The organism is Paenibacillus sp. YIM B09110, from assembly GCF_037167145.1.
Classification (GTDB): Bacteria; Bacillota; Bacilli; order Paenibacillales; family Paenibacillaceae; genus Pristimantibacillus.
This window is the reverse complement of sequence record NZ_JBANSP010000016.1, coordinates 75,702-100,696: the sequence shown is the minus strand read 5'-3', so window position 1 is coordinate 100,696 and position 24,995 is coordinate 75,702. Positions and strand designations below refer to the sequence as shown.

Below are 24,995 nucleotides of genomic sequence, written 5' to 3'. Positions count from 1 at the left end.
GTCTTTTTGATGCTGGCTATTATTTGGTCCGTCCGTATTGCTTGGCGTAGGAGATGATGCGATTGTACATCGTCTTATCTCCCAGCTTCTTCAGCGGATAAAACTGCGGCTTTGTGTTCACTTCGAGAATCCATGGCTTCACTATATTTGTCCGACATATTGAGAAAAAATGATTTAGATCCCAAAAGAGTAAAGTTAATGAGACATTCATTACGAGACAAAACCTTTTTTAAATGTTTTTTAATGGCTTTATGAATGAATATCAAAAAATTCAGAACGAGAATTTCTTTCAAGGATGCGATTACATCCTTACGTTTATAAGTGAGCCAGGAACGAGTGCAAAATTCATGGGTTGTTACAAAGTTGGTCTGGGTGAAGCAGTCAAATCCACAATGATGCCTTTAAATTTCCCGGTTGTTGAAATGTATAACGGAGCATTAATCCATGATTTAAGTAAGTTCATAAGATTAACTAGAGACAGAGCCAAATTGGACGCCACATGAATGAACCAATTGCAACTATGTTTGTGTTTGCCGGGAATAATGGAAGCGGTAATAGAACAATTCGGAATCTTATTGTCGATCGACTTGTTGTAAGTGTAAATATTGACTCTGATGCCTTGGCGCGCAGAATTGATAGTGAAAATCCCGAGCGACATCAAATATCAGCTGGGAAAGAAGAAATCAAGTTAGTTAGGGAGTTCAAAGCACATCAGAGAGACTTTACAGTTGAAACTACACTCGCTGGTGGCAACGTTATTCGTCAAATGCGTGAAGCAAAAACAAAAATGGATTTAAGATTATTATGTTTTATGTAGGACTTAGTGATGTTCGTCTTAACATTGAACGTGTTGCAGCCCGGGTTCGAAATGGTGGTCATCATATTGAAATAGCTGATATTTTAAGACGTCATCAGACTTCATTGGAAAACTTAATTGAACACTTGGAGCTTATTGATCATTTGATTGTTATAGATAATAGCAGTACCGAAGGCGATATTTTGCTTGAATCTGATCGGACAACTATAAATTATTATGAGAAGTTGCTTCCCGAGTGGGTGCAAAACATCGATCGCCATTTGAAAAAAAGAATTGCTCAAGATTAACCGATTGCTGTCTCTGATGGTAATCGGTTAATTTATATTAAAAACTACATCGTTTCGTATTCACAATGTCAAAAAATTCGATAACAACGGCGAGGATCTCGAGGACCTGATCTCGATCGGCACGATCGGCCTCATCAAGGCGATCGAGAGCTTCCAGACCGGCAAAGGCACGAAGCTGGCGACGTTCACGGCGCGCTGTATTGAGAACGAAATACTTATGCACTTAAGATCGCTTAAGAAAACGCGCAAGGACGTGTCCCTCCACGACCCGATCGGTACGGACAAGGAAGGTAACGAAATTACGCTCATTGACATCCTCGGCACGGAAGCCGACGATGTGGCGGATTAAGTGCAGCTGAAGATCGAGAAATCGAAAATATACAAAAACCTCGATATATTGGATGATCAGGAAAAAGAGGTCGTCATCGGCCGCTTCGGCCTCATCCACGGCGGTGACGAGCGGACGCAGCGGGAGATTGCGAAGGAACTGGGCATCAGCCGCAGCTATGTGTCGCGGATAGAGAAGCGGGCGTTGATGAAGCTGTATCATGAGTTTTATAAGGCGAAGAAGTGATATTGTGTCCTTGACCACATCGCCAGTAGCGATGTGGTCAAGGGTTGGTTCCCTAGACTCCTCTATAATAAACAAATCTACCACGTCCATTGGACGTGGTAGATTTGTTTATTAGGTGGATTGCCCAGTAAGATGATTCCGTAAAGGCGCCTGCGCGTATGTAATGACGTCCATAAGATCAGTACATCATTTTGAAAGCGCTTAACAATGTCGCCTAAACAACATTTTTTGTTAATCCACGGATATTTTTCATAAACCGTCCATATTACAATGAATTCCATGAACCATGTTGAATGGTCATGCGTGTAAAAAATTTCAACTAAACAGGAGGCGAATTAATGATGTACACCCGTTTTGCGAAATTCCGAATTGGAAATGTGCTGTTGAAAATGATCCTAGTTGTGTCTCTGGTATTCAGTTTCTCTATGAACTGGGCCCAGCCTGCATCCGCAGGGACGGTCGTGACGTATCCTACTCCGGCCTATTTCGCAACAAGTACGGCTTATTCCCTGAGCGTGGATTCGACGGCTGTCAAGGTTGTCAAACATTTTGATTATTCTTTTGCCCAGTTCTCTTATTCCGGTACGTCCACGTTCAAAGTGACAGCCAAAGATACGATCACGTCTTACAACATCAGTCCTCACAGCTACGGCATATCGGCAACGGTGAGCGGCAAAGATCTAACCTTTACCCTTCCTCAAGCTGGATCGAGATATTTAGTCATCACGGTCAATAACTTGGAGAACCTTGTTATTATGGCTGACCCCTTGGAAACAGGAGCTCCGGTGCCGAACGGCGGCAGCGTGAAGAACTTTATGGACTATTCAGGGGCGGACAATACAGGCGCTAATCTGATGACGTCAACCATCCAACAAGCCATTAATGATGCGAATGCTCGCAGCGGCGGCGGCACGGTATATTTTCCGGTGGGCATTTACAAGTTCTCTCAGATCGAACTCAAGAGCAACGTCACGCTATATTTGGCTGCGGGTGCGGTACTTCGCGGTTCGTCTACGTTAAGCGATTACGATTTCTCGGAAACACAGTTCCGTAAGGCCAATATCCGTATAGAAGGGGCAACTAATGTAGCGATCAAAGGAAGAGGAATGATTGACTCCAATGGTACAACGCTTACAACGGGCGACAGCGGTCCGAACCGCGAGTACATCATTTTCTCTTTTAAGAATGCTGCGGGAACCAAACCGAACAATCTGACCTTTGAGGGTATCACTCTGAGAGATGGAACGACGTGGAATTTCAGAATCGAAGATGCTACGAACGTCAAAATCAGCAATGTAAAGATCGTAAATAACGTTAACTGGATCCATGGCGACGGCTTCGATATCGTTAATACGTCCCATGCTGTCGTGGATCAATGCTTCGCTTATACCGGCGATGACGTATACGATGCCAAATCTTCGACGGAAGAACCGATGACGGATGTCGTATTCAAAAACTCGGTTGCGTTTACTGAATCCGCAGGCACTAAGGTTGGCATGCAAGGTCAAGCGGCAGTCAGCGATATTTGGTTTATCAATATTGACGTGATTCAGGGCTATCGAGGCATCAGTGTCGATCATGACCAAGGAAACGGGGTATGGGACGGCCTTCATTTTATCGATATCCGGACAGAGAGAATTTATAATAATGGAACCTCCGGCCAATTCAGGACGGCTCCGATCCTCATCTGGTCGGCGAAATACGGCAGCTCGGAGGTTGGGCCAATAAGCAATGTGGAAATCATCGGCTGTTCCTTTGAGGATACGCGGGGTTTCACTTCCTATATTCAAGGATACGACAGCACGAGCAAGGTTTCCAATGTAACCATCCGTGATTTGAAGATGAACGGCAGCTACGTCACGAACGCTTCCGAAGGTACATTTAACATAAATGCCAACACGTCCAATATTACGTTCTCCCTATCGCTGGAGCCTGACGCTTACTACAAGTTCAGCAGTAAAAAAAGCGGCAAGTTCGCAGATGTCGATGACTCTTCTACGGCGAATGGAGCAACTGTACACCAGTGGTCGAACAATGACCAATTGAATCAAGAGTGGCAGCTGGTCGATGCCGGCAACGGATATTTCAAGATTAAAAACCGCAATAGCGGGAAGGTATTGGATGTTGAAGGTGCTTCCAAAGATGATGGAGCAAAAGTCATACAATGGACGGATAACGGCGGGCATAATCAACATTGGGAGATCATTAACGTTAGTGAAGGTTATTACAAAATCAAGAACCGCAATAGCGGTAAACTATTGGATGTTGAGAATGCGTCAACGTCAAACGGGGCTGACCTGATTCAGTATACAGATAAAGGCGGAGACAATCAGAAGTGGCTGTTCACTGAACTGTAGACTAGTATGTAATCCAGGAAAACACTATCCAAAGACTCAAATGGATAGTGTTTTTCTTCTAAATAGGGTCTTTCATAAAGTCACGATAACCATATTTTTAGTCAAACTACGGATATTTTTTATAGCCTGTTTCTTATAAAATGAAGCGCATATCTCATATAGACTGCATGGAGGGAGAAAGGCAATGAGAAGAATGGGTATTGGATTGCAGTTGTTTACGGTGCGCAAGGACTTGGCTCAAGATTTTACCGGTACTCTTCGCCGTGTGGCTGAACTTGGATATGAAGGGGTAGAATTTGCAGGTTATGGCGGTTTGCCTGCGGAAGAGCTGAATGATCTTTTGCAACAATTGAACTTAAAGGCAATTGGCGCTCATGTAAGTCTTGCCAACATGAAGGCTGATTTGAATAAAGAAATGGAATATTTGCACGCGATTGGCGCTCGTTACCTCGTTTGTCCGCATATTGCAGATGAAGATCGCCAATCACCTGAAGCATGGCAAAGCCTGTTCGATTATTTTGCTGAAGCAGGCCATCAGGTGAAGAAGAAAGCACTTCAATTCGCTTACCATAACCATGCTTTTGAATTTGAGATGAAAGTAAACGATCAATTCGTTTTCGATGCCATGTACGCATCCGTTGCTCCAGAGGCGCTGCAAGTGGAGCTGGATGCAGGATGGGTTCAATACGCGGGTCATGACGCGCTGCAATACATTGCGAAATATGCAGGCCGACTGCCGCTGCTTCACCTGAAAGATTTCAAAGGTGTCGTGAACGGACATATCAATACGGTTGAGTTGGGTGAAGGCGATATCGATCTGCCAGCTGTGATCCAAGCCGGCTCGGACGCTGGTGTAGAATGGATCATCGTTGAGCAGGATCGTTGCGAGAACCCGCCGCTTGAAAGCATTGCTGCCAGCTACGACTGGCTGAAGCAAAATTATTTATCCAAATTTTAAACGGAATACATTCACAAAAGGAGTCGAACCAGACATGAGAAGAATCAAAGTAGCCATTGTGGGCTGCGGGTCCATTTCGAAGAAAAGACATATTCCGGAATATGCAGCGAATCCGAATGTTGAATTCGTTGGCTTTTGCGATCTGATTCTTGAGAGAGCCGAAGGTTATGCGCAGCAGCATGGCGGTAGAGCCTATACAAGCTATGAGGAAATGCTAAAGGCGGAGAAGCCGGATGCCGTTAGCGTCTGTACGCCGAACGTGCTTCACGCTCCATATGCGATTGCGGCAGCGAATGCAGGTGCTCATGTGCTTGTAGAGAAGCCGATGGCAACGAACGAAGCGGACGCCTTGGCTATGATTGAAGCGGCAAGAAAAAACAATATGTTCTTGATGGTAGGTCAGAACCAACGTCTGATGCCGCCTCACCAAAAGGCCAAAGAAATTTTGCAAACAGGTAAAATGGGAAAAGTGCTTTCCTTCCGAACGTCCTTCGGTCATCCGGGACCTGAACGTTGGAGTATTGATGGCCGCGACAGCTGGTTCTTCCGCAAGGAAGAAGCCGTTATGGGAGCGATGGGCGACCTCGGCGTACACAAATCGGATTTGATTCGTTGGCTGCTCGACGACGAGGTGGCTGAAGTCGCTGCTTTCGTGAACACGCTTCACAAAGAAGGAACCGATGTAGACGATAACGCAACCTGCATATTGCGCATGAAGAGCGGAACAATCGGGACGTTGGTTGCCAGCTGGACGTATTATAAAGGCGGCGACAACAGCACGGTATTGTGGTGTGAAAATGGCGCCATACACATCGGCACGCATCCGGTAGATCAAGTGATTGTCGAGCTTCGTGACGGCACGATCCAGAAATACCAGGTCGGCGCGATGGCGACGAACGAGAAGCAAGAGATTAGCGGCATTATGGACGCTTTCGTGGAAAGCATTATTACGAATACGCCACCGAGTATTTCCGGCGAAGAAGGCCTGAAGTCGTTGGAGGTCATTCTGGCTGCTTTCGAATCGCAGCATACGAAAAAGGTTATTTCTTTGTCCTAAACCTTACTCCAAACCTAGTAACTGAAAAAGCAAGCTTGTCTGCTGCTTGAGCAGCTGACAGGCTTGCTTTTTCCTAATAACCTCGGTGAACTGCCTGTCCAATTAGGACGAACATAGTACATAAAACTACCGATATTATTACATATTTATGAGCCTTCTAATGCAATAAAATAATGACATTCTATGAATCAACTTTACCAAAATTATGTAAGCGCATACAGAATGGGCGTCAGGTGGGAAAGGGAGTTGGTTAACATAATCATTGAAAACGCGATATTTTCCTGCTGGAGGGGAACTCGGATATGTATAAATTGATATTAGTGGACGATGAAGCGGATGTACGGGAAGGCGTGCTCAGCGAGATTGATTGGGAAGCGAACGGCTTTCAGGTAATAGACGTGGCCGAGAACGGGCGCGAAGCACTCGAGATGGTAGAGAAATCAATGCCCGACCTTATCGTGACCGATATCCGCATGCCTTTCATGGACGGACTCCAGTTGGCAGAACAGATTCGCAGAACGTATCCCTCGATTAAGATTATTATTCTAACCGGCTTCGACGAATTCGAGTATGCGCGTAAAGCGATCCATCTCAACATACAGGAGCTGGTCCTAAAGCCGTTCTCCGTAAGAGATTTGTTGCAAGCCTTGCACAAGCTGAAAGACATTCTCGATGCGGAAATGGCGAATCGAGAGAATGTGGACTCCCTGCAAGAACATTACCGGCGCAGCATTCCCGTGCTTAGGGAGCAGTTCCTCGTATCGCTCATGACTCGAACGCTCGCAAGTCCGGAAATTCACGATAAAACAGAGCGCTATAACATGTCTTTGGAAGGTTGTTACTACGCAGTAGCTATCATGCAGCTAGATAACCTTGCAATAGAGAGGGAGGCCCAGGATGCGAACCGCAGCCGATTCGACTTTGAACTGCAGAGCTTTGCCGTCCGCAACATCGCAGAAGAAATCCTGTTGCGGCACGAAGCATCGGGTTATGTATTTCAGCACAACGATAGCGTCGTATTACTACAGATAAGCCAAGGAGATCATATCGACAGCGTCCACACGAATAGCTTCAGACTCCTCGAAGACATTCGCATTAATGTTGAAAAATATATTAGACGAAGCATCACGATTGGTCTCGGGAGAGCGAAGCCGCAGCTATCCGCAATCAAATATGCTTATACGGATGCGGTAACGGCACTCGATTATCGAATATTGCTAGGCAATAATCGAATTATTGCAATAGAGGACGTAGAGAGTAGGGCCAACGTACCCATCCACTTCGACGAGCTGCAGGAGCAGGCTTTCCTTCGCTGCTTGAAGGTTGGCACCACGGAGGAAATGGAGTCGATCGTCGACAATCTGTTTGCCCCTCTTGTGACCGCAGGAGCATTGTGTTCATACCAGGATGCGCAAATCTTCTTGCTCCAGATCGTGACCGCGATGCTGAAGTCATCGCAAGAGCCCGTCCGCGAGCCAAGCGAACGCCCCGCCAACAATAGCGATTGGGTGAAGGAGATTACTCAAGTCAGCAGCATACTTGAGGCAAAGTCTTGGGTCATTTCTACATGTGCTGCCATCATGTCCCGAATTGCGAACGATCGGTTGACCGCTTATCATTCTCTGGTAGAGCAGGCATGCGCGTACACGAAGGCCCATTTCGCAGATAGCGAAATTTCTATCGCCAAGTTATGCGCGCATTTGCACATCAGCTCCGGGTATTTCAGCAGTATCTTCAAACGGGAGAAAAAAATGACCTTCGTGAATTATTTGCTGCATATCCGAATGGAAGCAGCTAAGGAAATGCTGCTCACCACCGACAAAAAAGCATTCGAAATCGCCGAGCTTGTCGGTTATGCCGATCCGAACTATTTCAGCTTTAGCTTCAAGAAACAGGTAGGCATGTCGCCTAAGGATTATCGCAATCGGACAAGGGGAGATTCATCGTGAGCATGTTTAGGCTGCGATTGTTCCGATTTAAGAGCATTCAATTTCTGATTACCGCTTCTTTCACCGCAATGACCGTGCTCGTCGTTATTCTCGTTAGCGTCGTTCTCTATAATAAGTTCAACCGTACTGCCGAGAATAACGCATCTCTAGCTAATCAACAGGTTATTTACCAAGTCGCCTCTAATCTCGAGAATTATATTCGCAGCATGACTACCGTATTTACTTCGGTAGAAAATCAAATTAAATCCAATGGCGAGTTGCCGAACGAACAACTTAAAGAACGTATTGAGACGATTTTTCAAACACGAGAGGACCTGGTCACGATCGGGCTTTTCACCGATGCGGGGCAACGTTTGACCTCGCTTCCGTCAATCGATATGCGATCTAACATTAATCTGACCTCCCAGAGCTGGTTCCGGTCCGCCATCGAGAATCCGAATCATCTCAGCTTCTCGGTGCCGCACGTTCAGAACTTATTCAGGGGCAAGTACAAATGGGTCGTATCCATGAGCAAAGGGATTACGCTTAAGACGGCGAACGGAGAGGAAATGAACGCCGTTCTGCTTGTTGACGTGAATTTCAAGATGATCGATAACCTGCCGCGCAGCGTGAAGCTCGGACAGAAGGGCTATGCCTATATCATCGATGATTCGGCCGGCAACATCATCTACCACCCGCAGCAGCAGTTGATCTACGCGGGGCTGAAATACGAGAATGTGGAACAAGCGCTCAAGTATGCGTACGGAAGTTACTTCGATGATTTCGCAGGAGTGGATAGGCTAATCACCATTCAGACCGTCAACAATGTCGGTTGGAAAATCGTTGGCGTGTCCTATATGGACGAGATCTTGACGACACGGAATGAAATCAGTACCTTCCTGCTATGGCTCTTATTGGCTGTAATGGCCGTAGTGTTTGTGGCCACGTTGTATATGTCGGAGAAAATATCCCAGCCGATTAAGCGACTAGAGAAGTCGATGCAACTGGTGGAGCGGGGGGATTTTGACATTCATATCCCGATTCGCCGCGAGGATGAGGTCGGTCGATTGTCCCGCAGATTCAATCTAATGGTCAATCGGATCAGGGAGTTGATGCACCAGAATATTTATGAACAGGAAGCGAAGCGCAGGAGCGAGCTTGAGGTGCTGCAATCGCAAATTCATCCCCATTTCCTATATAATACGCTGAATTCGGTCGTTAGGCTCGCCGGAACCGGAAAGAATGAAGACGTCATTACGATGATCACCTCGTTGTCGCGGTTTTTTCGTATCAGCTTGTCCAAGGGAGCGCGTTTTATTTCGGTAGCGGATGAATTAGAGCACATTCGCAATTATTTAATTATTCAGAAGATGCGTTATAAGAATAAATTTGAATACATCATTGAAGCGGAGGATTTGGTGCTTGAATACAAGATGCTGAAGCTTGTGCTGCAGCCGCTCGTGGAGAATTCTATCTATCATGGCATTGAGCCAAGCGCCGATGAGTGTCTGATCTCCATCTCGGCTCGTATTCTGGATGGGAAGTTATGCCTTTCTATCAAAGATAATGGAGTGGGAATTTCTCCCGATAGGCTGAGCGGATTGTTGATGGATACGCATCGTAATCAGGAAGGCACTGGCATCGGTCTTCGGAACGTTCATGAACGCATTCGTCTGAATTACGGTGAAGAATATGGACTGCAAATCGAAAGTGAACGCGAAGAAGGTACAATCGTCTACATATGGCTGCCCTGTGTGCAGGAAGGAGTGGAGTCATGAAACGGTCGATCGCTCTACTACTTGGGCTTCCATTGATCATACTGCTAGCTTCCTGCAGTCGAGGGGGAGAACTTCATCCCGTTACGGATACGCAGAGGGAGATTGTTCTGATCGTCAAAAACATGGATGGGGAGTTCTGGAATACGGTTAAGATGGGAGCGGAAGCGGCTGCTAAGGAATTTAATATGAAGCTTATTTATGATGGGGCGTCGATTGAGACGGATGCAAAGACGCAGATCGATCTCATCGATAAGTATTTAGCCTATGGCACGGACTCTCTCATTCTTGCAGCTAATGATTATACGAAGCTTGCCGGCTCCGTTAAGAAAGCGAGTAAGATGGGAGTGCCCGTGGTCACGATAGAATCGGAAATCGATTCTCCGGAGGTACGAAGCTTTATCGGTATTAACAATTATGAAGCCGGAAGGCAAGCAGCGTTGAAGATGAAGGAGTTGTCGGACTCTCAAGGAAGGTTCGTTATTCTAAATTTCGTGAAAGGTTCGCGTAACGCTGAACAACGGGAAAAGGGCATTCGGGATGAATGGGCAAATAATCCGGACATGCAATTATTGGAGACGGTTCATTGCGATTCGGAAGAGCGTTGTGAACAAATAACGAGTGAGATGATGAGGAAATACGGTGAAATAGACGGAATACTGGCTTTAAACGCAAGCGCTTCCATAAGTGCGGCGAAGCAATTACGGAGCCTTGGGCAGGATGGGATCGTGAAGCTGGTTGCTTTCGATAATACGCCGGAGGAATTAGAATGGCTGCAGGAAGGCGTCATTCAGGCGACCGTCATCCAGAATCCGTTCAGCATGGGCTATTTAGGCGTGAAGACGGCTGTTGAAGCGATGGATAAACAGAACGTGCCCGATAGGATAGACACGGTGACGAAGGTAATAGATGCGGAGAACATGTTCTGGTCGGATAATCAAAAAATGCTCTTCCCGTTCGTACAATAACGACGATAGATGAGCAGGATTTTGCTAGAAATGAGGAGGATTTTGAATTCGAATTGCTCCTTCTATGAGACATAATCGATATTGTAAGTATAAACGAAAGAGTCGAGGAGGTCACAGCAATATGAATAAGAAGATCATTCCGGTATTAGTGGCGGGGGCCATGATGGCGGCAGTAACGGCAGGGTGCGGCAACGCGAACAACAACGAAAATAGCGAAGGCTCAAGCGGGGACAGCAGTACGATCGGGGTGGCCATCTACAAGTTCGACGACACCTTTATGACAGGTGTACGCAACGCGATCGAGAGCGCTGCAAGCGGCAAAGCGACAGTCGATATCGTTGACAGTCAGAATTCTCAGCCGACCCAGAATGACAAGGTTGACCTGTTCGTCTCCAAGAAATACGATTCGATAGCGATTAACCCGGTTGATCGCACGGCGGCAGGCGTTATTATCGAGAAAGCGCAGAAGGCTGACATTCCGGTTGTTTTCTTTAACCGCGAACCGCTTGCGGATGATATGAAGAAATGGGATAAAGTTTACTACGTGGGTGCTAAAGCGGAGCAATCCGGCTCCATGGAAGGCGAGCTGCTCGTCGATTATTGGAAAGCGCATCCGGAAATGGACAAGAACAAGGACGGAGTTCTTCAATACATTATGCTGAAAGGCGAACCAGGGCATCAGGATGCCGAGCTTCGCACGAAATTCTCAATTCAAGCCATCGAGGATGCCGGAATCAAGGTGGAGAAGCTGGCGGAAGACACAGCGATGTGGGATCGCGTTAAAGCACAGGACAAAATGGCAACATTCCTCTCCGCGCACGGAGATAATATCGAAGCCGTTCTCGCGAATAACGATGATATGGCTCTAGGTGCGATTGAAGCGCTTAAGGCTAACGGCTATTTCAAGGACAATAAGTTCATGCCTGTCGTAGGTGTCGATGCTACGGCTGCTGCTTTGCAAGCTTTATCCGAGGGAACATTGCTCGGAACGGTGCTTAATGATGCTAAGAATCAAGGCGCGGCGACGTTGAATCTTGCCGCTGTGCTGGCTAAAGGCGAGACGCCTTCCAAGGACAACTCCGGCTACGACATTACGGATGGCAAGTATGTGTGGGTGCCTTATAAGAAAATCACGAAAGACAATATGAACGACGCCAAGTAACGGAAGAGTGGGCGGGAGCGAGCGAACAAGGCTTACCCGCCTTTCTTATGCCGCTATAACCGTCAATAGGGGGCGTGAACAATGACAAAATCGCCATATTTACTCGAAATGGTAGGGATCTCGAAGTCTTTCCCAGGCGTTCAGGCTCTTGACGATATCACCTTGAATGTCCGCGCGGGCACGGTCCATGCGCTGATGGGAGAGAATGGTGCAGGCAAGTCGACTCTGATGAAGTGTCTCTTCGGCATTTATTCTCCCGAAGCTGGAGAAATTCGGATGAACGGCGAGAAGCTTCATCTGCCCGATTCCAAATCAGCACTAAGTAACGGTATCTCCATGATCCATCAGGAGCTGCATCCGGTCCCATACCGCAGCGTTATGGAGAATATATGGCTGGGCAGACTGCCGTTACGCGGTATTACACCTTTTCGTTTCGTGGATGGCAGGAAAATGTACCGCGATACCGAGAAGCTTTTTGCGGAGCTGGATATGGATATTAAACCGGATATGATTACCGGCAAGCTGTCGGTTTCCAAAATCCAGTCGCTGGAAATCGCCAAAGCGGTTTCGTACAATGCCAAAATTATCGTTATGGACGAACCGACCTCATCTCTAACGGGCAATGAGGTTGAACAATTATTTCGTATTATTGAGAGCTTAAAGCGCCGCGGCGTTGCCATTATCTACATCTCGCACAAAATGGAAGAAATACTGCGTATTTCCGATGAAGTTACAATCATGCGCGACGGTAAAAAAATCGGCACATGGGAAGCCAAGGAATTAACGACCGATCTTATTATATCCCGTATGGTCGGACGCGATCTAACTCAACGATTTCCGGAGCGTTCGAATGTTCCAGGAGATGTACTTCTGCAAGTTGATAACTTTACTTCTTCGTACCCGAAATCCTTTCAGAACGTTTCGTTCCAGTTGCGAAAGGGTGAAATTCTCGGCGTAGGCGGATTGGTCGGTGCCCAAAGGACGGAGCTTATTGAGGCTTTATTCGGAATCCGCACACTCGCGTCCGGTCAATTAACGCTGCGAGGCAAGCCGATTAAGATTCGCAGGCCAATCGATGCCATTAAGCACAAAATGGCTTTACTGACCGAAGAACGTCGCGTCACCGGCATATTTCCTGTATTGTCGGTGCTTGAAAATACGGTAATCGCGAATCAGAAGAAATATGAGAAATCCTACCTCCTATTGGACGACAGCAGAAGGCGGGAGGATACAGATCAAAGCATCAGCCGATTAAGTGTCAAGACTCCATCCATGAGGACGCAGATCAGATATTTGTCGGGCGGGAATCAGCAGAAGGTGCTTTTAGCCAGATGGCTGCTGACGGAGCCCGACATACTGTTGTTAGATGAGCCGACACGGGGGATTGACGTCGGCGCTAAGTTCGAGATTTATTCCATCATCGCGGATTTAGCCGCTCAAGGTAAAAGTATTATTATGATATCTTCCGAAATGCCGGAACTTCTAGGCATGTCCGATCGCATTATGGTCATGAGTGAAGGGAAATTAACGGGTATCGTGGAAGGCCAGGCAGCGACGGAAGAAGAGATTATGCGGCTTGCAGCTCAACATACGGCTTGAACGGAGGAGTTAACATGAATATTTCTATTAAACAAACAAAGTCATTCCTGACGAATTACGCGATCTATGTCGTACTTGCCGTACTCATCATTGGCATAACCTTATCTGATCCGTCATTTTTATCGATGAGCACCTTGACGAACATTCTGCATCAGAATTCAACGAAAGCCATTATCGCGCTTGGCGCTGCTTTCGTACTGATTACAGGAGGAGTCGATCTTTCGGCGGGACGAGTCGTTGGACTATCCGCCGTTATCTCGGCATCGATGGTGCAGGTGTCTAACTACCCGCAGAAATTTTTTCCCAATCTAAATGAATTGCCTATTATTATCCCCGTACTGCTAGCTGTTCTAGCAGGGCTCATCGTTGGTTTAGTCAACGGCCTTATTATCTCTAAGCTCCACGTCCCGCCTTTTATTACAACGCTCGGCACAATGGTTATTGTACTGGGAGTCAATTCGCTTTACTTCGATATGGAGCCTAATAACTCTCAACCGATCGGCGGGTTGCGCCAAGACTTTACGAAGTGGGGTTCAGGAACGATCGAGATCGGTTCTTTCAGTCTACCCTATCTGGTCATCGTCGCGATTGTGGTGGCCTTCATCTGTTGGGTAATATTCAACAAAACAAGACTAGGAAAAAATATGTATGCCATAGGAGGCAATGTTCAAGCGGCTCATGTGTCCGGAATCAACGTTAGTCGCAATCTGTTATGGATTTATAGCATTGCCGGAGCTTTATACGGTTTGGCTGGAGTGCTGGAAGCTGCCAAATCCGGAGGAGCATCCAACAACTACGGCAATATGTATGAGCTTGATGCGATCGCAGCCTGCGTTGTAGGCGGGGTATCGACTACAGGCGGCGTTGGGACGGTTCAGGGTGTCATGGTTGGCGTTATGATTTTCGGCGTTATCAACTACGGCTTGACCTTTATCGGAGTTAACCCGTATTGGCAGCTTATTATTAAAGGATTGATCATTGTTGCCGCGGTGGCGTTTGATGTTCGTAAATATCTAGCGAAGAAATAAATATGGAAATGGAGGATTAATATGAATATGAGAAATAAGAAAATGTCGACGAACCAAAAAAGTCTGTGGATCCCCAATGGTTTTAAATGGATATTGGCGCTTGTCCTGTCTAGCCAGATGCTATTGGGTAATGTAGTGCCCGTACTTGCGGCGGAGCTGCCAGCTGCGGAAGAAGGAAGCATGGTGCTGGATAGTGCATGGGAAGTAGTAAACCCGACAGAAGGAAATCTGGTTGTTAATGAGGATAGAAGTATTACGATCACAACGGAAGCTGGAACAATTAGTGATGCAGGGGGAATGAAAAACATTCTTTACTATCAACTTCCGAATCAGACGGACTATGATTTTACTGTGAAAGTTAGTGGTAATTTCACAGCAAACTATCATGGGGCTCATCTGATGATCGCAAGCGGAAAGAACCGTGAGAATGCCGTTGCTGTGGTTCGCAGACAGCATGGATATCTCAGTGGAAGGTATGGAACAAACGAGATCATGGGTCTTATGCAGAATACGAATTCAAACAACGAGTATTATGAAGGTGCTGCAGCTCTCGGTAATGAGTTTTATCTGAGATTGGAGAAGCGGAACGGTAGAGTCTACGGTTACTATGCAAAGGATTACAGTGATAGCGTAGAAGATTGGAATCAGATTATTGATACTACGGTGTCTGGTGGCGCTGTAGAGTACATTGATAAGGGCAATGCTCTCATTTCGCCTCAGAACATTTATTTAGGTATCGCTGCGGCAAATGGTGGCGGGGCTACACCTACAAATATTACGTTCTCTGATCTGAGAATCGGTGGTGAACCGGTACCCTTCGCTATAAATTCAAGTGCATTAAAATCCGTTGTGCTTTCTGGAGAAGCGGAAATGGGCGTAGGTGCTGCTCATACACAAACGCTTAACATGACAGGTAGAGATTATGATGAAAATGAAATTACAGCTTTTGATTCGGTAGTTTACACAAGCAGTGATGAGGATGTGGCAACGGTTAGTGAAGACGGTGTTGTTACTGGTGTACGTAACGGCAATGTAGTCATTACTGCCGAAGCAACATTGGGCGAAGTTACAAAAACAGCTAGTCTGGGCATTCAAGTTGGAGATATTGAGACAGAAGAATCTTGGGAGCTTTCATCTCCAGATGGCAATACCAAGATGACGGTAGAAATGATCACAGGCGGAGTTCTTCAATATACTGCGGAAAAGAATGACGTAGAAAATATTGGGACATCACCGCTTGGTTTGGTAACCAGCTTAGGTGACTTTTCGAGCGGCCTAGTATTAAGAGAAGCTTCAGAAGTGAAAGAAATCAACGATAGCTATAAAGTGCTTTCCGGTAAGAGTGATGAATATACAGATCACTTTAATGAACAGACGCTTACATTTGTAAGGAAAAATGATGATTCTGTTGAATTTGATTTGATAATCCGCGCGTATGACGATGGAACGGCATACAGATATGCGGTCCGCGCAGATGAGGAAACAGAGATTAGAATCAGTGATGAAGTATCTGGCTTACAGCTTCCGAACGAAGCAGAGGTATATTGGATGAACTATACTTCGGCTACATGGAACTATGAAGGTCAGTATCAAGTGACTACGACGGAAGGTTTAGCGGTGAACTCTACTCCCTCCATGCCATTCTTGTATGGAAAAGAAGGGGTATGGACGTTGTTCTCAGAAGCAGACCTCAACGGAAGTTTCAGCGGTTCTATGTTTACAGTAAAAGAAAACGGGATGTTAGATGTCTCATTCTCTAAGTCTCAAACGGGAGATGTAGTGACAACGACGCCTTTTAAATCTCCATGGAGAGCGGCAATCACAGGTGCTGCGAAAGACCTTGTAGAAAATACAATGATTGAAAACCTGAGTACTCCGGCAGATTACGAAACATATGACTATGAATCATGGGTAGACCCAGGTTTATCCTCCTGGTCATGGGTAGCTAACTGGGGAAGTGGAATCAGTGATCAGTCGAAAGCTGAAACCCATTTGAACTGGATCGAATTTGGAGCTGAAATCGGATGGGATTATTATATCCTTGATGAAGGCTGGAATTTGGGCGGTCGTGGAAACGTGAGCGGTATGCGTGACTGGTGGCCGGAGGTAAGAGATTTTGCAGAGGAAAAAGGAGTTAGATTGTGGGCATGGGTACATGTACGCGATATTGATACACAGGAAGAACGCGATAGGCACTTTTCCGAATGGGCTGAACAAGGTATCGTAGGCATCAAGCCGGACTTCTTTGATGGGGAAAGTCAGGAACGCATGCAGCTTTATGATGATCTGTATAGAGATGCGGCAAAGTATAAGCTCATGGTTCTTGCACATGGTGCAAATAAACCAACCGGTGAAATTCGAACTTATCCAAACGTATATGGACGTGAAGCAATCCGCGGACAGGAAGCAGGAGGTATTACTGCGGAGCAGTACACAATGATTCCGTTTATCCGAGCGGCTATTGGACCGGCAGAGGTTACTGAAGAAATCAGATCTAAGGACTATAACAAGACGACTATGGGATTCCAGTTCGCATTGACAGCGTTAATTGAAGACGGAATTCATAGTATGGGATCTACGCCGGATGCTTATAGAAATATTCCGGAAGGAATGTCTTACTATAAAAATTATCCGAAAAAATGGGATGCAACACAATTTGTTGGCGGTGAAATTGGTCAATATCTGAGCATAGCAAGAAGGGCCGGAACGAACTGGTATGTTTCTGGAATCAGTGTGAATCCAAGAACGATTGAAGTTCCATTAGAATCCCTTGATGCAGATACAACCTATACGGTATTGCTTTACAAAGAAAACGACAGACGGGACGTAAATATGGAGATTATCCCGAATGTTACAAACGAAACAGTATTAAACATAAAAGTACTTTATGGCGGCGGATATGCATTACGTGCAGTTCCGACAGCAGAGTTGGATAGCATCACTTCAATCGTTGCCAATCCGGCAGAAGTGACCGTAGAAAAAGGATATTTATCGGATCCGGTTGCAGTTACGCTCAGTCCGGAAAAAGCAGAATTCAAAGATGTTATATGGAGTGTTGCAGACGACACAATCGCAACTGTAAATCAGAGCGGTGTAATCAGAGGCGTTGCTGAAGGTGAGACTACAGTAACAGTAGCTTCTGCATACGACAACACTGTAAAAGCAGAAATTAAAGTAACGGTTACATCTCCAAGATATGTTCTTGATAGTGATAGGTGGACAATCCTTAATCGTAGTGAAAATGTTATTATCAATCATCCCGATTCTGCAACAATTACAACAGAAACGGGCGTACTTGGCGCGAATAACTGGAAAAACATGTTCTCTATGGACATTCCGGAAGGCGATAGAGACTTTACGATCACAGCTAAGATTTCCGGTGGCCTTAAGGCCAATTATCAGGGTGGATTCATTACAGTCTTTGATAAAGCGAATCCGAATAGCCTATCGGTAGCAGCAGGACGGCGTTATCACAGCGGCATGATGGGAAGTCACCCTCAGGCGTTCGGCGTAATGTCAACGGCCTCAGGTGCTACCTCTGAATATTACAGCGCAGATGAGTATTACAATGAGGATGTTTACGTTAAAATTCAAAAAGATGGAAATACATTTATTGGTTCCTATAGCTATGATGGTGAAAATTGGACAGTAATGACCGATAAAGGAACACCCCGAACGACTACAAATGCAAATTTGGCAGCAAGTGCAAATCTTTCTGTAGGTTTCTATGCAGGCTCCGGCGGGGGACAAACAGCAATTGATATCACAGTCAGCGAGTTTACTTACAATGATGTGAAGGTACCGATAGCCATTGACACCTTGGTACCAGAAGTAGTAGATAAGACGGCGCTGAATGATGCAATAGCAGCTGTAGAAGCATTAAAAGAAGCAGACTACACAGCAGAAAGCTGGGCAGCAATAGTAAATCAATTGAATGCAGGTAAAGATGTAGCTGCAAAGGAGAATGCTACACAACAGGAAGTGGCTGAAGCAACAGCAGCAATTAAAGCAGCAGTAGAAGCACTTGTAGTTGTAGATCCAGAAGTTGTTGATAAAACGGCGCTGAATGATGCAATAGCAGCTGTAGAAGCATTAAAAGAAGCAGACTACACAGCAGAAAGCTGGGCAGCATTAGTAAATCAATTGAATGCAGGAAAAGAAGTAGCTGCAAAAGAGAATGCTACACAGCAGGAAGTGGCTGAAGCAACAGCAGCAATTAATGCAGCAGTAGATGCACTTACTAGAGAGACTGAAACACCAACACCAAGCGCAACACCAACACCAACAACAAGCGCAACACCAACACCAAGCGCAACACCAACGCCAGTGCCTGTATCCGTTCAGTCGGGAGTGCAATTCATGGACAATGTCGTTGATATTGCCAGTATGCTAACCAGCTTCGCCCAAAAAATTGAGGAAGCCAAGTCCATTCAGGCTCCATTGAAATTTACGGATACTTCCTCTCATTGGGCTGACTCCACCATTGGTATCTTTGTGAAGTTAGGGTTAGTTACCGGTTATCAGGACGGCAGCTTCCGCCCGGATGCAAGCATCACCCGCGCGGAGTTCGCTACGGTTCTTGCCAAGGTATTTGGTCTTGCAGGCAACGCTGCCGGAAGCTCTTTAAGTGATGTTTCCGGTCACTGGGCCGAAGCCTCCATTAGCGCCCTGCAGCAAAAAGGTGTAATTACCGGCTATCCGAACGGAACATTCCTGCCTGATCGGGAAATCAGCCGCGCCGAGATTATTGCAATGATCTCCAAGATCATTAACCTGAACAGCGTTAATGATGCGTCTTCTAGCTTCTCGGATCTAGATAAGACATGGAATAAGGAGCAGATCGAGCAAGCAGCGGCAGCCGGCATTATCAGCGGGTTTGGAAATGGTAGATTTCTTCCAGCCAAGCAGACTTCCCGTGCCGAAGCGTTAACTATTGTACTGCACGTTCTAGAGACTAATCCGGAGCTTAAGAGCCTCCTGGATACCCTGAAATAAGCATGCCTTTGGTTTATTAAAGGCGCTTGTTCGAATAGAAGCCCGCCCAGCCTTTACGAAGGCCGAGCGGGCTTCTTCTGGAGTACAGATAAATTCAAGGAAGCAGATTGGACAGTCGGTGACGATCATATTACATAAAACAAACGATATTGTTACATTTTTATACGTTGTCGCATGCCATACAATAAGGATATCAAATAAAGAAAGCGCTTTAGCGAGGGAGAGTTTATTGAATGCTGCAGGAGGACCGACCATATGACGAGTAACGAGAGAATGAGTAGGAAAACAAGAATCAAACAAAACGTACCGTTATTTTTAATGTTGCTTTTACCCATTTCGTTTTTTGTGATTTTCAGCTATATTCCGATGCTAGGAGCCGTAATTGCATTTAAAGATTATCGATTTTTAGATGGCATTATCGGAAGCGAATGGGTAGGGCTTCGGAATTTCAAAATGATATTCGCACAGCAGCAAACCTTGCAAGTTATTCGCAATACATTTGTGATTAGTTTGCTTACCGTAGTTGTGACCTTTCCGTTCCCGATTATTCTAGCCATATTGCTTAATGAAATCAGAGTAAAGTGGTACAAAAAAGCAGCGCAAACGATTTTTTATTTGCCCCACTTTTTTTCGTGGATCATCGTTGGAGGCATCATTATTAACATCTTCTCCGTTAACAATGGTCCCATATCATTTATTGTTCAAGCATTCGGCGGAGAGCCGAAGCAGCTGTTGTTTGAACCAACCTCTTGGATGGCAATCTTCCTAGGAGCTGGAATATGGAAAGACGCGGGATTCAGCGCCATCATCTATCTGGCTGCATTATCGAGTATCGATCCAACGTATTATGAGGCCGCGGTAGTAGACGGCGCGAATAAGTGGCAACAAATTACGAAAGTCACCATTCCATGTTTGGTTCCGATTATCATCCTTACGTTTATATTGGCAACGGGGCAAATCATGGAAGTTGGATTCGATCGTATCTATGTTCTGCAGAATCCGATAGTCAGCGACATCTCTGAGGTCGTGTCTACATTTGTTTATACCGATGGGATTCGAGCAGGGGAGTTCAGTCTTACGACGGCGATGGGATTATTCGAATCTTTGGTCGGGCTGTTGCTGGTGCTTACGATCAATCGATTGGCTAAGCGATCCGGAAACGCATTATTCTAATCAACATTACAAACAATACAGGACGAGTAGGTGGAAGAAAAATGAAAATATCGACTGGAGAAAAAGCGTTCTATGTCATCAATAACATCTTGCTTCTTGTAATATCGTTAACTTGTTTGCTTCCACTTCTATATATCGTTGCAACATCATTCAGCAGCGGTGCGGCTATTAACGCGGGCAAAGTTTTTTTATGGCCGGTTGATTTTACGGCGGCAGCCTACGATGTGTTGATAGCGTCGACCAATTTACCCCGATATTTCACAAATAGCGTAGTGGTCACGTTGTGCGGTACGGCGTTTAGCATGATCTTCACCATATTATGTGCGTATCCGCTATCCAAAAAATATTTATTTTCGAGAAAAAAAATAACGTTTTTCGTCGTCTTCACGATGTTGTTCAGCGGCGGTGTTATACCTAGCTTTCTACTAGTGAAGTCTCTAGGGTTATTGGATTCCTATTGGGCGCTGTGGTTAACGACGCTGATCAGTCCCTATAACATGTTAATTATGAAATCGTTTTTCGAGAGTATATCGGATGAGCTGAACGATGCAGCCAAAATAGACGGCTGTTCAGAGTTTAGGCTGATGGCTCAAATTTATTTGCCTCTTTCGAAGGCTGCGATTGCCACAATAAGCCTCTTTTACGGAGTCGCCTACTGGAACATGTTCTTGAAGGTGTTGATGTACATCAATGACACGGATGGCTATACCTTACCGGTGCTCATCCAGCAGATGGTATTCCAGCTTCAACAGCTAAGTGTTGAAGGCAATGCAGAGCTTAGCGCGATACCGGGCGCAAGCGAGGTTATATCTGAATCCGTTAAGTCGGCAGGTGTCGTTGTTTTGATCATTCCGATGCTCATTGTATATCCTTTCCTGCAAAAATACTTTGTAAAAGGCGTTATGCTGGGCTCTGTGAAAGGCTAGAAATGAAATGGATATGTAGAGGCTGTGCTGTTTAATGCCGCAGCCTTTCACATAAATTTCGATTAGGTTATCCTAATCGATAAAGATGTATAACGAAAAGGGAGGCAAACAGGGGATGAAAAAGAAGATTAAAGGCATTGCAGTTGCATTGACGTCGGTGATGCTGGTATCTGCTGCGTTAGCAGGCTGCAGCTCCAACAACGAAAAAGAAAGCGGTGTCAAAGCAACAAACAGCCCAAGCAATGCGACAAACAGCGGTACAAGCCCTACGGCAGATCCAAATGCGAAAGTCGGCAAGGTTTCGGTAATGGTTTACGATCGCGGTACCATTCCTTCTTCAGAAGGTACAATGGACAATAATCGCTGGACCAAATGGATTCAAGAAAACGCTCCATTCGAAGAAGTGAAGTTTATCGTCGTACCTAGATCGGAAGCGCCAGAGAAAATGAACATGCTCTTTGCCGCAGGAGAAGGTCCAGATGTCGTAGCGAACTACGAGGATATGTTGCCATTCATCTCCAAAGGACAAGCACTGGAGATCACGGATGAGCTGCTGGATAAGATGCCGAACTACAAGACGATTTTGGATCAATATCCAGCACTAAGAAAGCTGACTACTGTTAATGGCAAGCTTTACACAGTAGGAACAGTAACAAATATTGCGGCTAATCATGCCGTAGTCATCCGGGCGGATTGGCTGGAGAAATTAAATCTCGAAATTCCTAAAACGCCTGAAGAGTTATTTGCCGTAGCAAAAGCTTTTGCAGAGGAAGACCCGGATGGAAATGGTAAAGATGATACTTACGGGTTAAACTTGAATACAGACGCTCAAAGAATGTTGTCTCATATGTTCGGATACGGCAATCCTGAAAAATATGCAGTGGAGGATGGAAAGCTAACCTATGTATGGGATAGAATGCAGGATTGGCTCGCGTATTCCAAGCAATTCGTAGATGCGAAGCTTGTCGACCCTGACTTTGCGCTTAGCGATGCCAATAAGGTAATGGCAGACTTCCTTAATGGCAAGACAGGCATTTATTTCACGGGTAGATTTAGCACAGTGAATTCTTCTGTTTTTGCGGACTTTAAGAAGGCCCATCCAGATGCGAAGCTGGATACGTTTGATTTGCCTGCAACTAAGTACGGCAGCTTCACAGGATATATCAATGGCGGACCGTCAGCTGTTGGCTTCATTAATGCAAATACGAAAGATCCGGATGCGGCTGCCAGATTTATTAACTGGTTGAACGATCCAGTCGTTTCAGACTATTTGCAAAATGGACCTGATGGCGTTTACAAAAAACGTGATGCGGAAGGTACGGTTGTTGCTGTAGATTTGGAGAAAAATAAAATGGAATATGACTATGCTTCGGATTACAGTATCGTAAGAAATGCGCAGTTAACGGGAAGCGCTCAAACGTACGATCCGCTCGCTAATGAATGGTATAACCAGTATTTGAAATCATCTGACCCTATTACACAAGAATTCGGAGATTTGTTCTTCAAGATGTCGCAAATTGCAAACAGACCTAATGCCGTTGAACCAAGAAAATGGCAGCAAAGCATGCCTGCGCTCCCTTCCGAATATTTCTTGAAGAAATCAAATGGTAACAAGGCAGTGGACGGTATTCTTCTGAAAAGCCTTGTAACGACAAGCTACACGGCGGAGCAGGCTATTGCAGACGCGAAGAAAGCTTGGAAGGAAGCTGGCGGTGAAGATGTCGATGCATTCTACAACGATTACTATCAACAAAATAAAGACTCGATGCTGTCGCCTGCAGACTTCGAAGGCTTGAAAATCGAGCCGGAATTGTTGCCTTCAGCTAAAGCGAATTCCAAGATCCAACAATAAGTTAGTCACATATGCGATGGAGAACTCTTTGTCCTAGGGATAAAGAGTTCTCTGTTGCTCAAAAAAGCGGTTTCAAGATACGCACCTTAGAAATGAGGGATTAGTATGTATCGCGTGGTTATAGTTGATGATGAACCATGGGCTTTCATTGGCATTCGGAAAATGCTGGAAAGCAGCGGAAAACGATTTAAAGTGATATGCGAAACGACAGAACCGCTCTATGCATTGGAAGTGATTGGCAAAGAACGTCCGGATGTTATATTTACAGATGTCAGAATGCCGGACATTTCCGGTATTGAGCTGATGCAGAAAACAAGAGCCTTAGGCGTGGAAGCGGACTTTATTGTCATTAGCGGATTTGCGGAATTCTCCTATGTTCAGCGTGCGTTGCAAGAAGGTGCGATCGATTATCAATTAAAGCCATTGGATATGACAAAGGCCGAGGAAATGATTGAAAAGCTGTTTCGTAGACTGGAGGATAAGCGCAACGCGTCTGATTTGAGTGTTTATATCTCGTTGCTGGAAGAATACAAAGATATTCAGTCCATGATGAAAGCAAGAATGCACCGTAACCTGTATCAAAGATTTCAGGTTGCAACGGTCTATTTTAACAGCACTGAATTTGATGATACGGCACTATTCGACTTTGGCAACAAAGCACAATTCACGACCTTGAAAGTAGGTCCGCAGAAATGTGTTTTTATAATAAATAGCGAAGAAGATCAAAGCGAACTGATTTATAACGGTCTGATTGCAAAGGAAAGTTTGCTGGGCAGAGCAGGGATCAGTTTGTCCAGTGAGGGGTCTGACCATTTATCCAATCTGTTGAAAACGTCGGACTTAGCCAGCAATGATTGTTTTGTTGATTCATCCAACAAAATATCGCAATATAACAAAGGCCAAAAAAATGTGGTCAGGCAATATGCCAAGCAGATTACGGAAGCATTGGAGCTTGCCCAGTACAAGACACTTAAAGAGATAACATCAGGCATGCCGTCATTTTATGTTGCTAACGGCTTAGGTATTGAGGATGCCGTGTTCATGTGGAATGAAATCGTGATGCATACGACAGCTAATGGGGAGAACGAAAGCCGATTCATCGATCTTGAGTATCTCGACTATAGCGAAATCAAAGAAAAGTTTATGAATTTGGAAGCGCTTAGCGAATATTTGTTTGAACTATTATCCGATCTGGAACGAGATCAGCCTGGAGATGCCGGCAGCAAATTCAAAGAGCTGCTGCACTACACGAATAAACATTATCAAGAGGAGCTGTTCCTCAAGGAATTGTCCAATCGCTTTTTTATTAATGTAAGCTATTGCAGCGAGCTGTTCAAGAAGGTGACGGGCAAGACGTTCTCGCAATATATAACGGATTTGAGGATGAAGAAAGCCAGCGAGCTGCTTCAGAATAGTGCTTTATCCATAGCCGATGTGTGCAAAACTGTGGGATATAGCGATTATTTTTATTTCAATAAAGTGTTCAAACGGTATTCAGGAAGCACCCCTGCTAAATATCGCAAAGACTGGGAGAAGTGA

Annotated in this window: 16 protein-coding genes and 1 pseudogene; all 17 read left to right on the top strand. The window is 45.5% G+C overall.

The annotated features are described in order from the left end of the window. Positions 1 to 499 precede the first annotated feature (499 nt). The 17 genes and pseudogenes from V8F51_RS21510 to V8F51_RS21430 all read left to right on the top strand — a co-directional run bounded on the left by V8F51_RS21510 (position 500) and on the right by V8F51_RS21430 (position 24,995). Positions 500 to 817, top strand: a complete 318-nt coding sequence (locus tag V8F51_RS21510; RefSeq protein WP_337102552.1) for a hypothetical protein — start codon at positions 500 to 502, stop codon at positions 815 to 817. Then, positions 805 to 1,104, top strand: coding sequence for a hypothetical protein (locus V8F51_RS21505; RefSeq protein ID WP_337102550.1), 300 nt, complete (start codon positions 805 to 807; stop codon positions 1,102 to 1,104). Before V8F51_RS21510 ends, V8F51_RS21505 begins: the two co-directional genes overlap by 13 nt. Positions 1,105 to 1,138: 34 nt before the next feature. After that, positions 1,139 to 1,678 (top strand): annotated as a pseudogene (gene sigK / locus V8F51_RS21500) (RNA polymerase sporulation sigma factor SigK). Positions 1,679 to 2,019: 341 nt separating this feature from the next. Further along, positions 2,020 to 4,035, top strand: a complete 2,016-nt coding sequence (locus tag V8F51_RS21495; RefSeq protein WP_337102549.1) for an RICIN domain-containing protein — start codon at positions 2,020 to 2,022, stop codon at positions 4,033 to 4,035. A 184-nt stretch (positions 4,036 to 4,219) separates the two neighbouring features. After that, positions 4,220 to 4,993 carry a sugar phosphate isomerase/epimerase family protein gene (locus V8F51_RS21490; RefSeq protein WP_337102548.1) on the top strand — a complete coding sequence of 258 codons (774 nt, stop codon included), beginning with the start codon at positions 4,220 to 4,222 and terminating at the stop codon, positions 4,991 to 4,993. 34 nt (positions 4,994 to 5,027) lie between these two features. Continuing rightward, a complete protein-coding gene (locus V8F51_RS21485) occupies positions 5,028 to 6,050 on the top strand; it encodes a Gfo/Idh/MocA family protein (RefSeq protein ID WP_337102547.1) in 1,023 nt (340 codons plus the stop codon). 302 nt (positions 6,051 to 6,352) lie between these two features. Continuing rightward, complete coding sequence (locus V8F51_RS21480; RefSeq protein ID WP_337102546.1) at positions 6,353 to 7,999, top strand: response regulator; 1,647 nt, start codon at positions 6,353 to 6,355, stop codon at positions 7,997 to 7,999. Positions 8,000 to 8,001: 2 nt separating this feature from the next. Then, positions 8,002 to 9,756, top strand: a complete 1,755-nt coding sequence (locus V8F51_RS21475; RefSeq protein WP_337102612.1) for a sensor histidine kinase — start codon at positions 8,002 to 8,004, stop codon at positions 9,754 to 9,756. After that, positions 9,753 to 10,721: a substrate-binding domain-containing protein gene (locus V8F51_RS21470; protein ID WP_337102545.1), complete on the top strand. Its 969-nt coding sequence runs from the start codon at positions 9,753 to 9,755 to the stop codon at positions 10,719 to 10,721. The genes V8F51_RS21475 and V8F51_RS21470 overlap by 4 nt, the downstream gene beginning before the upstream one ends. 121 nt (positions 10,722 to 10,842) lie before the next feature. Next, the gene (locus V8F51_RS21465; protein WP_337102544.1) at positions 10,843 to 11,883 is read left to right on the top strand and encodes a galactose ABC transporter substrate-binding protein; all 1,041 of its coding nucleotides are present in this window, start codon (positions 10,843 to 10,845) and stop codon (positions 11,881 to 11,883) included. Between the two features lie 81 nt (positions 11,884 to 11,964). Then, positions 11,965 to 13,482 (top strand): sugar ABC transporter ATP-binding protein, encoded by a 1,518-nt coding sequence (locus tag V8F51_RS21460; protein WP_337102542.1) that lies wholly within the window; start codon positions 11,965 to 11,967, stop codon positions 13,480 to 13,482. Positions 13,483 to 13,496: 14 nt separating this feature from the next. After that, positions 13,497 to 14,510 carry a galactose/methyl galactoside ABC transporter permease MglC gene (mglC, locus tag V8F51_RS21455; RefSeq protein WP_337102540.1) on the top strand — a complete coding sequence of 338 codons (1,014 nt, stop codon included), beginning with the start codon at positions 13,497 to 13,499 and terminating at the stop codon, positions 14,508 to 14,510. 21 nt (positions 14,511 to 14,531) lie between these two features. Next, positions 14,532 to 19,505 (top strand): glycoside hydrolase family 97 N-terminal domain-containing protein, encoded by a 4,974-nt coding sequence (locus V8F51_RS21450; protein ID WP_337102539.1) that lies wholly within the window; start codon positions 14,532 to 14,534, stop codon positions 19,503 to 19,505. A gap of 255 nt (positions 19,506 to 19,760) precedes the next feature. Then, on the top strand, positions 19,761 to 20,678 hold the full coding sequence (locus V8F51_RS21445; RefSeq protein WP_337102538.1) for an ABC transporter permease: 918 nt from the start codon (positions 19,761 to 19,763) through the stop codon (positions 20,676 to 20,678). Between the two features lie 41 nt (positions 20,679 to 20,719). Beyond that, positions 20,720 to 21,604 carry a carbohydrate ABC transporter permease gene (locus V8F51_RS21440; RefSeq protein WP_337102537.1) on the top strand — a complete coding sequence of 295 codons (885 nt, stop codon included), beginning with the start codon at positions 20,720 to 20,722 and terminating at the stop codon, positions 21,602 to 21,604. A 115-nt stretch (positions 21,605 to 21,719) separates the two neighbouring features. Further along, entirely contained in the window at positions 21,720 to 23,456 is a 1,737-nt protein-coding gene (locus tag V8F51_RS21435; protein WP_337102536.1) for a hypothetical protein, read from the top strand. A gap of 105 nt (positions 23,457 to 23,561) precedes the next feature. After that, positions 23,562 to 24,995: a response regulator transcription factor gene (locus V8F51_RS21430; protein WP_337102534.1), complete on the top strand. Its 1,434-nt coding sequence runs from the start codon at positions 23,562 to 23,564 to the stop codon at positions 24,993 to 24,995.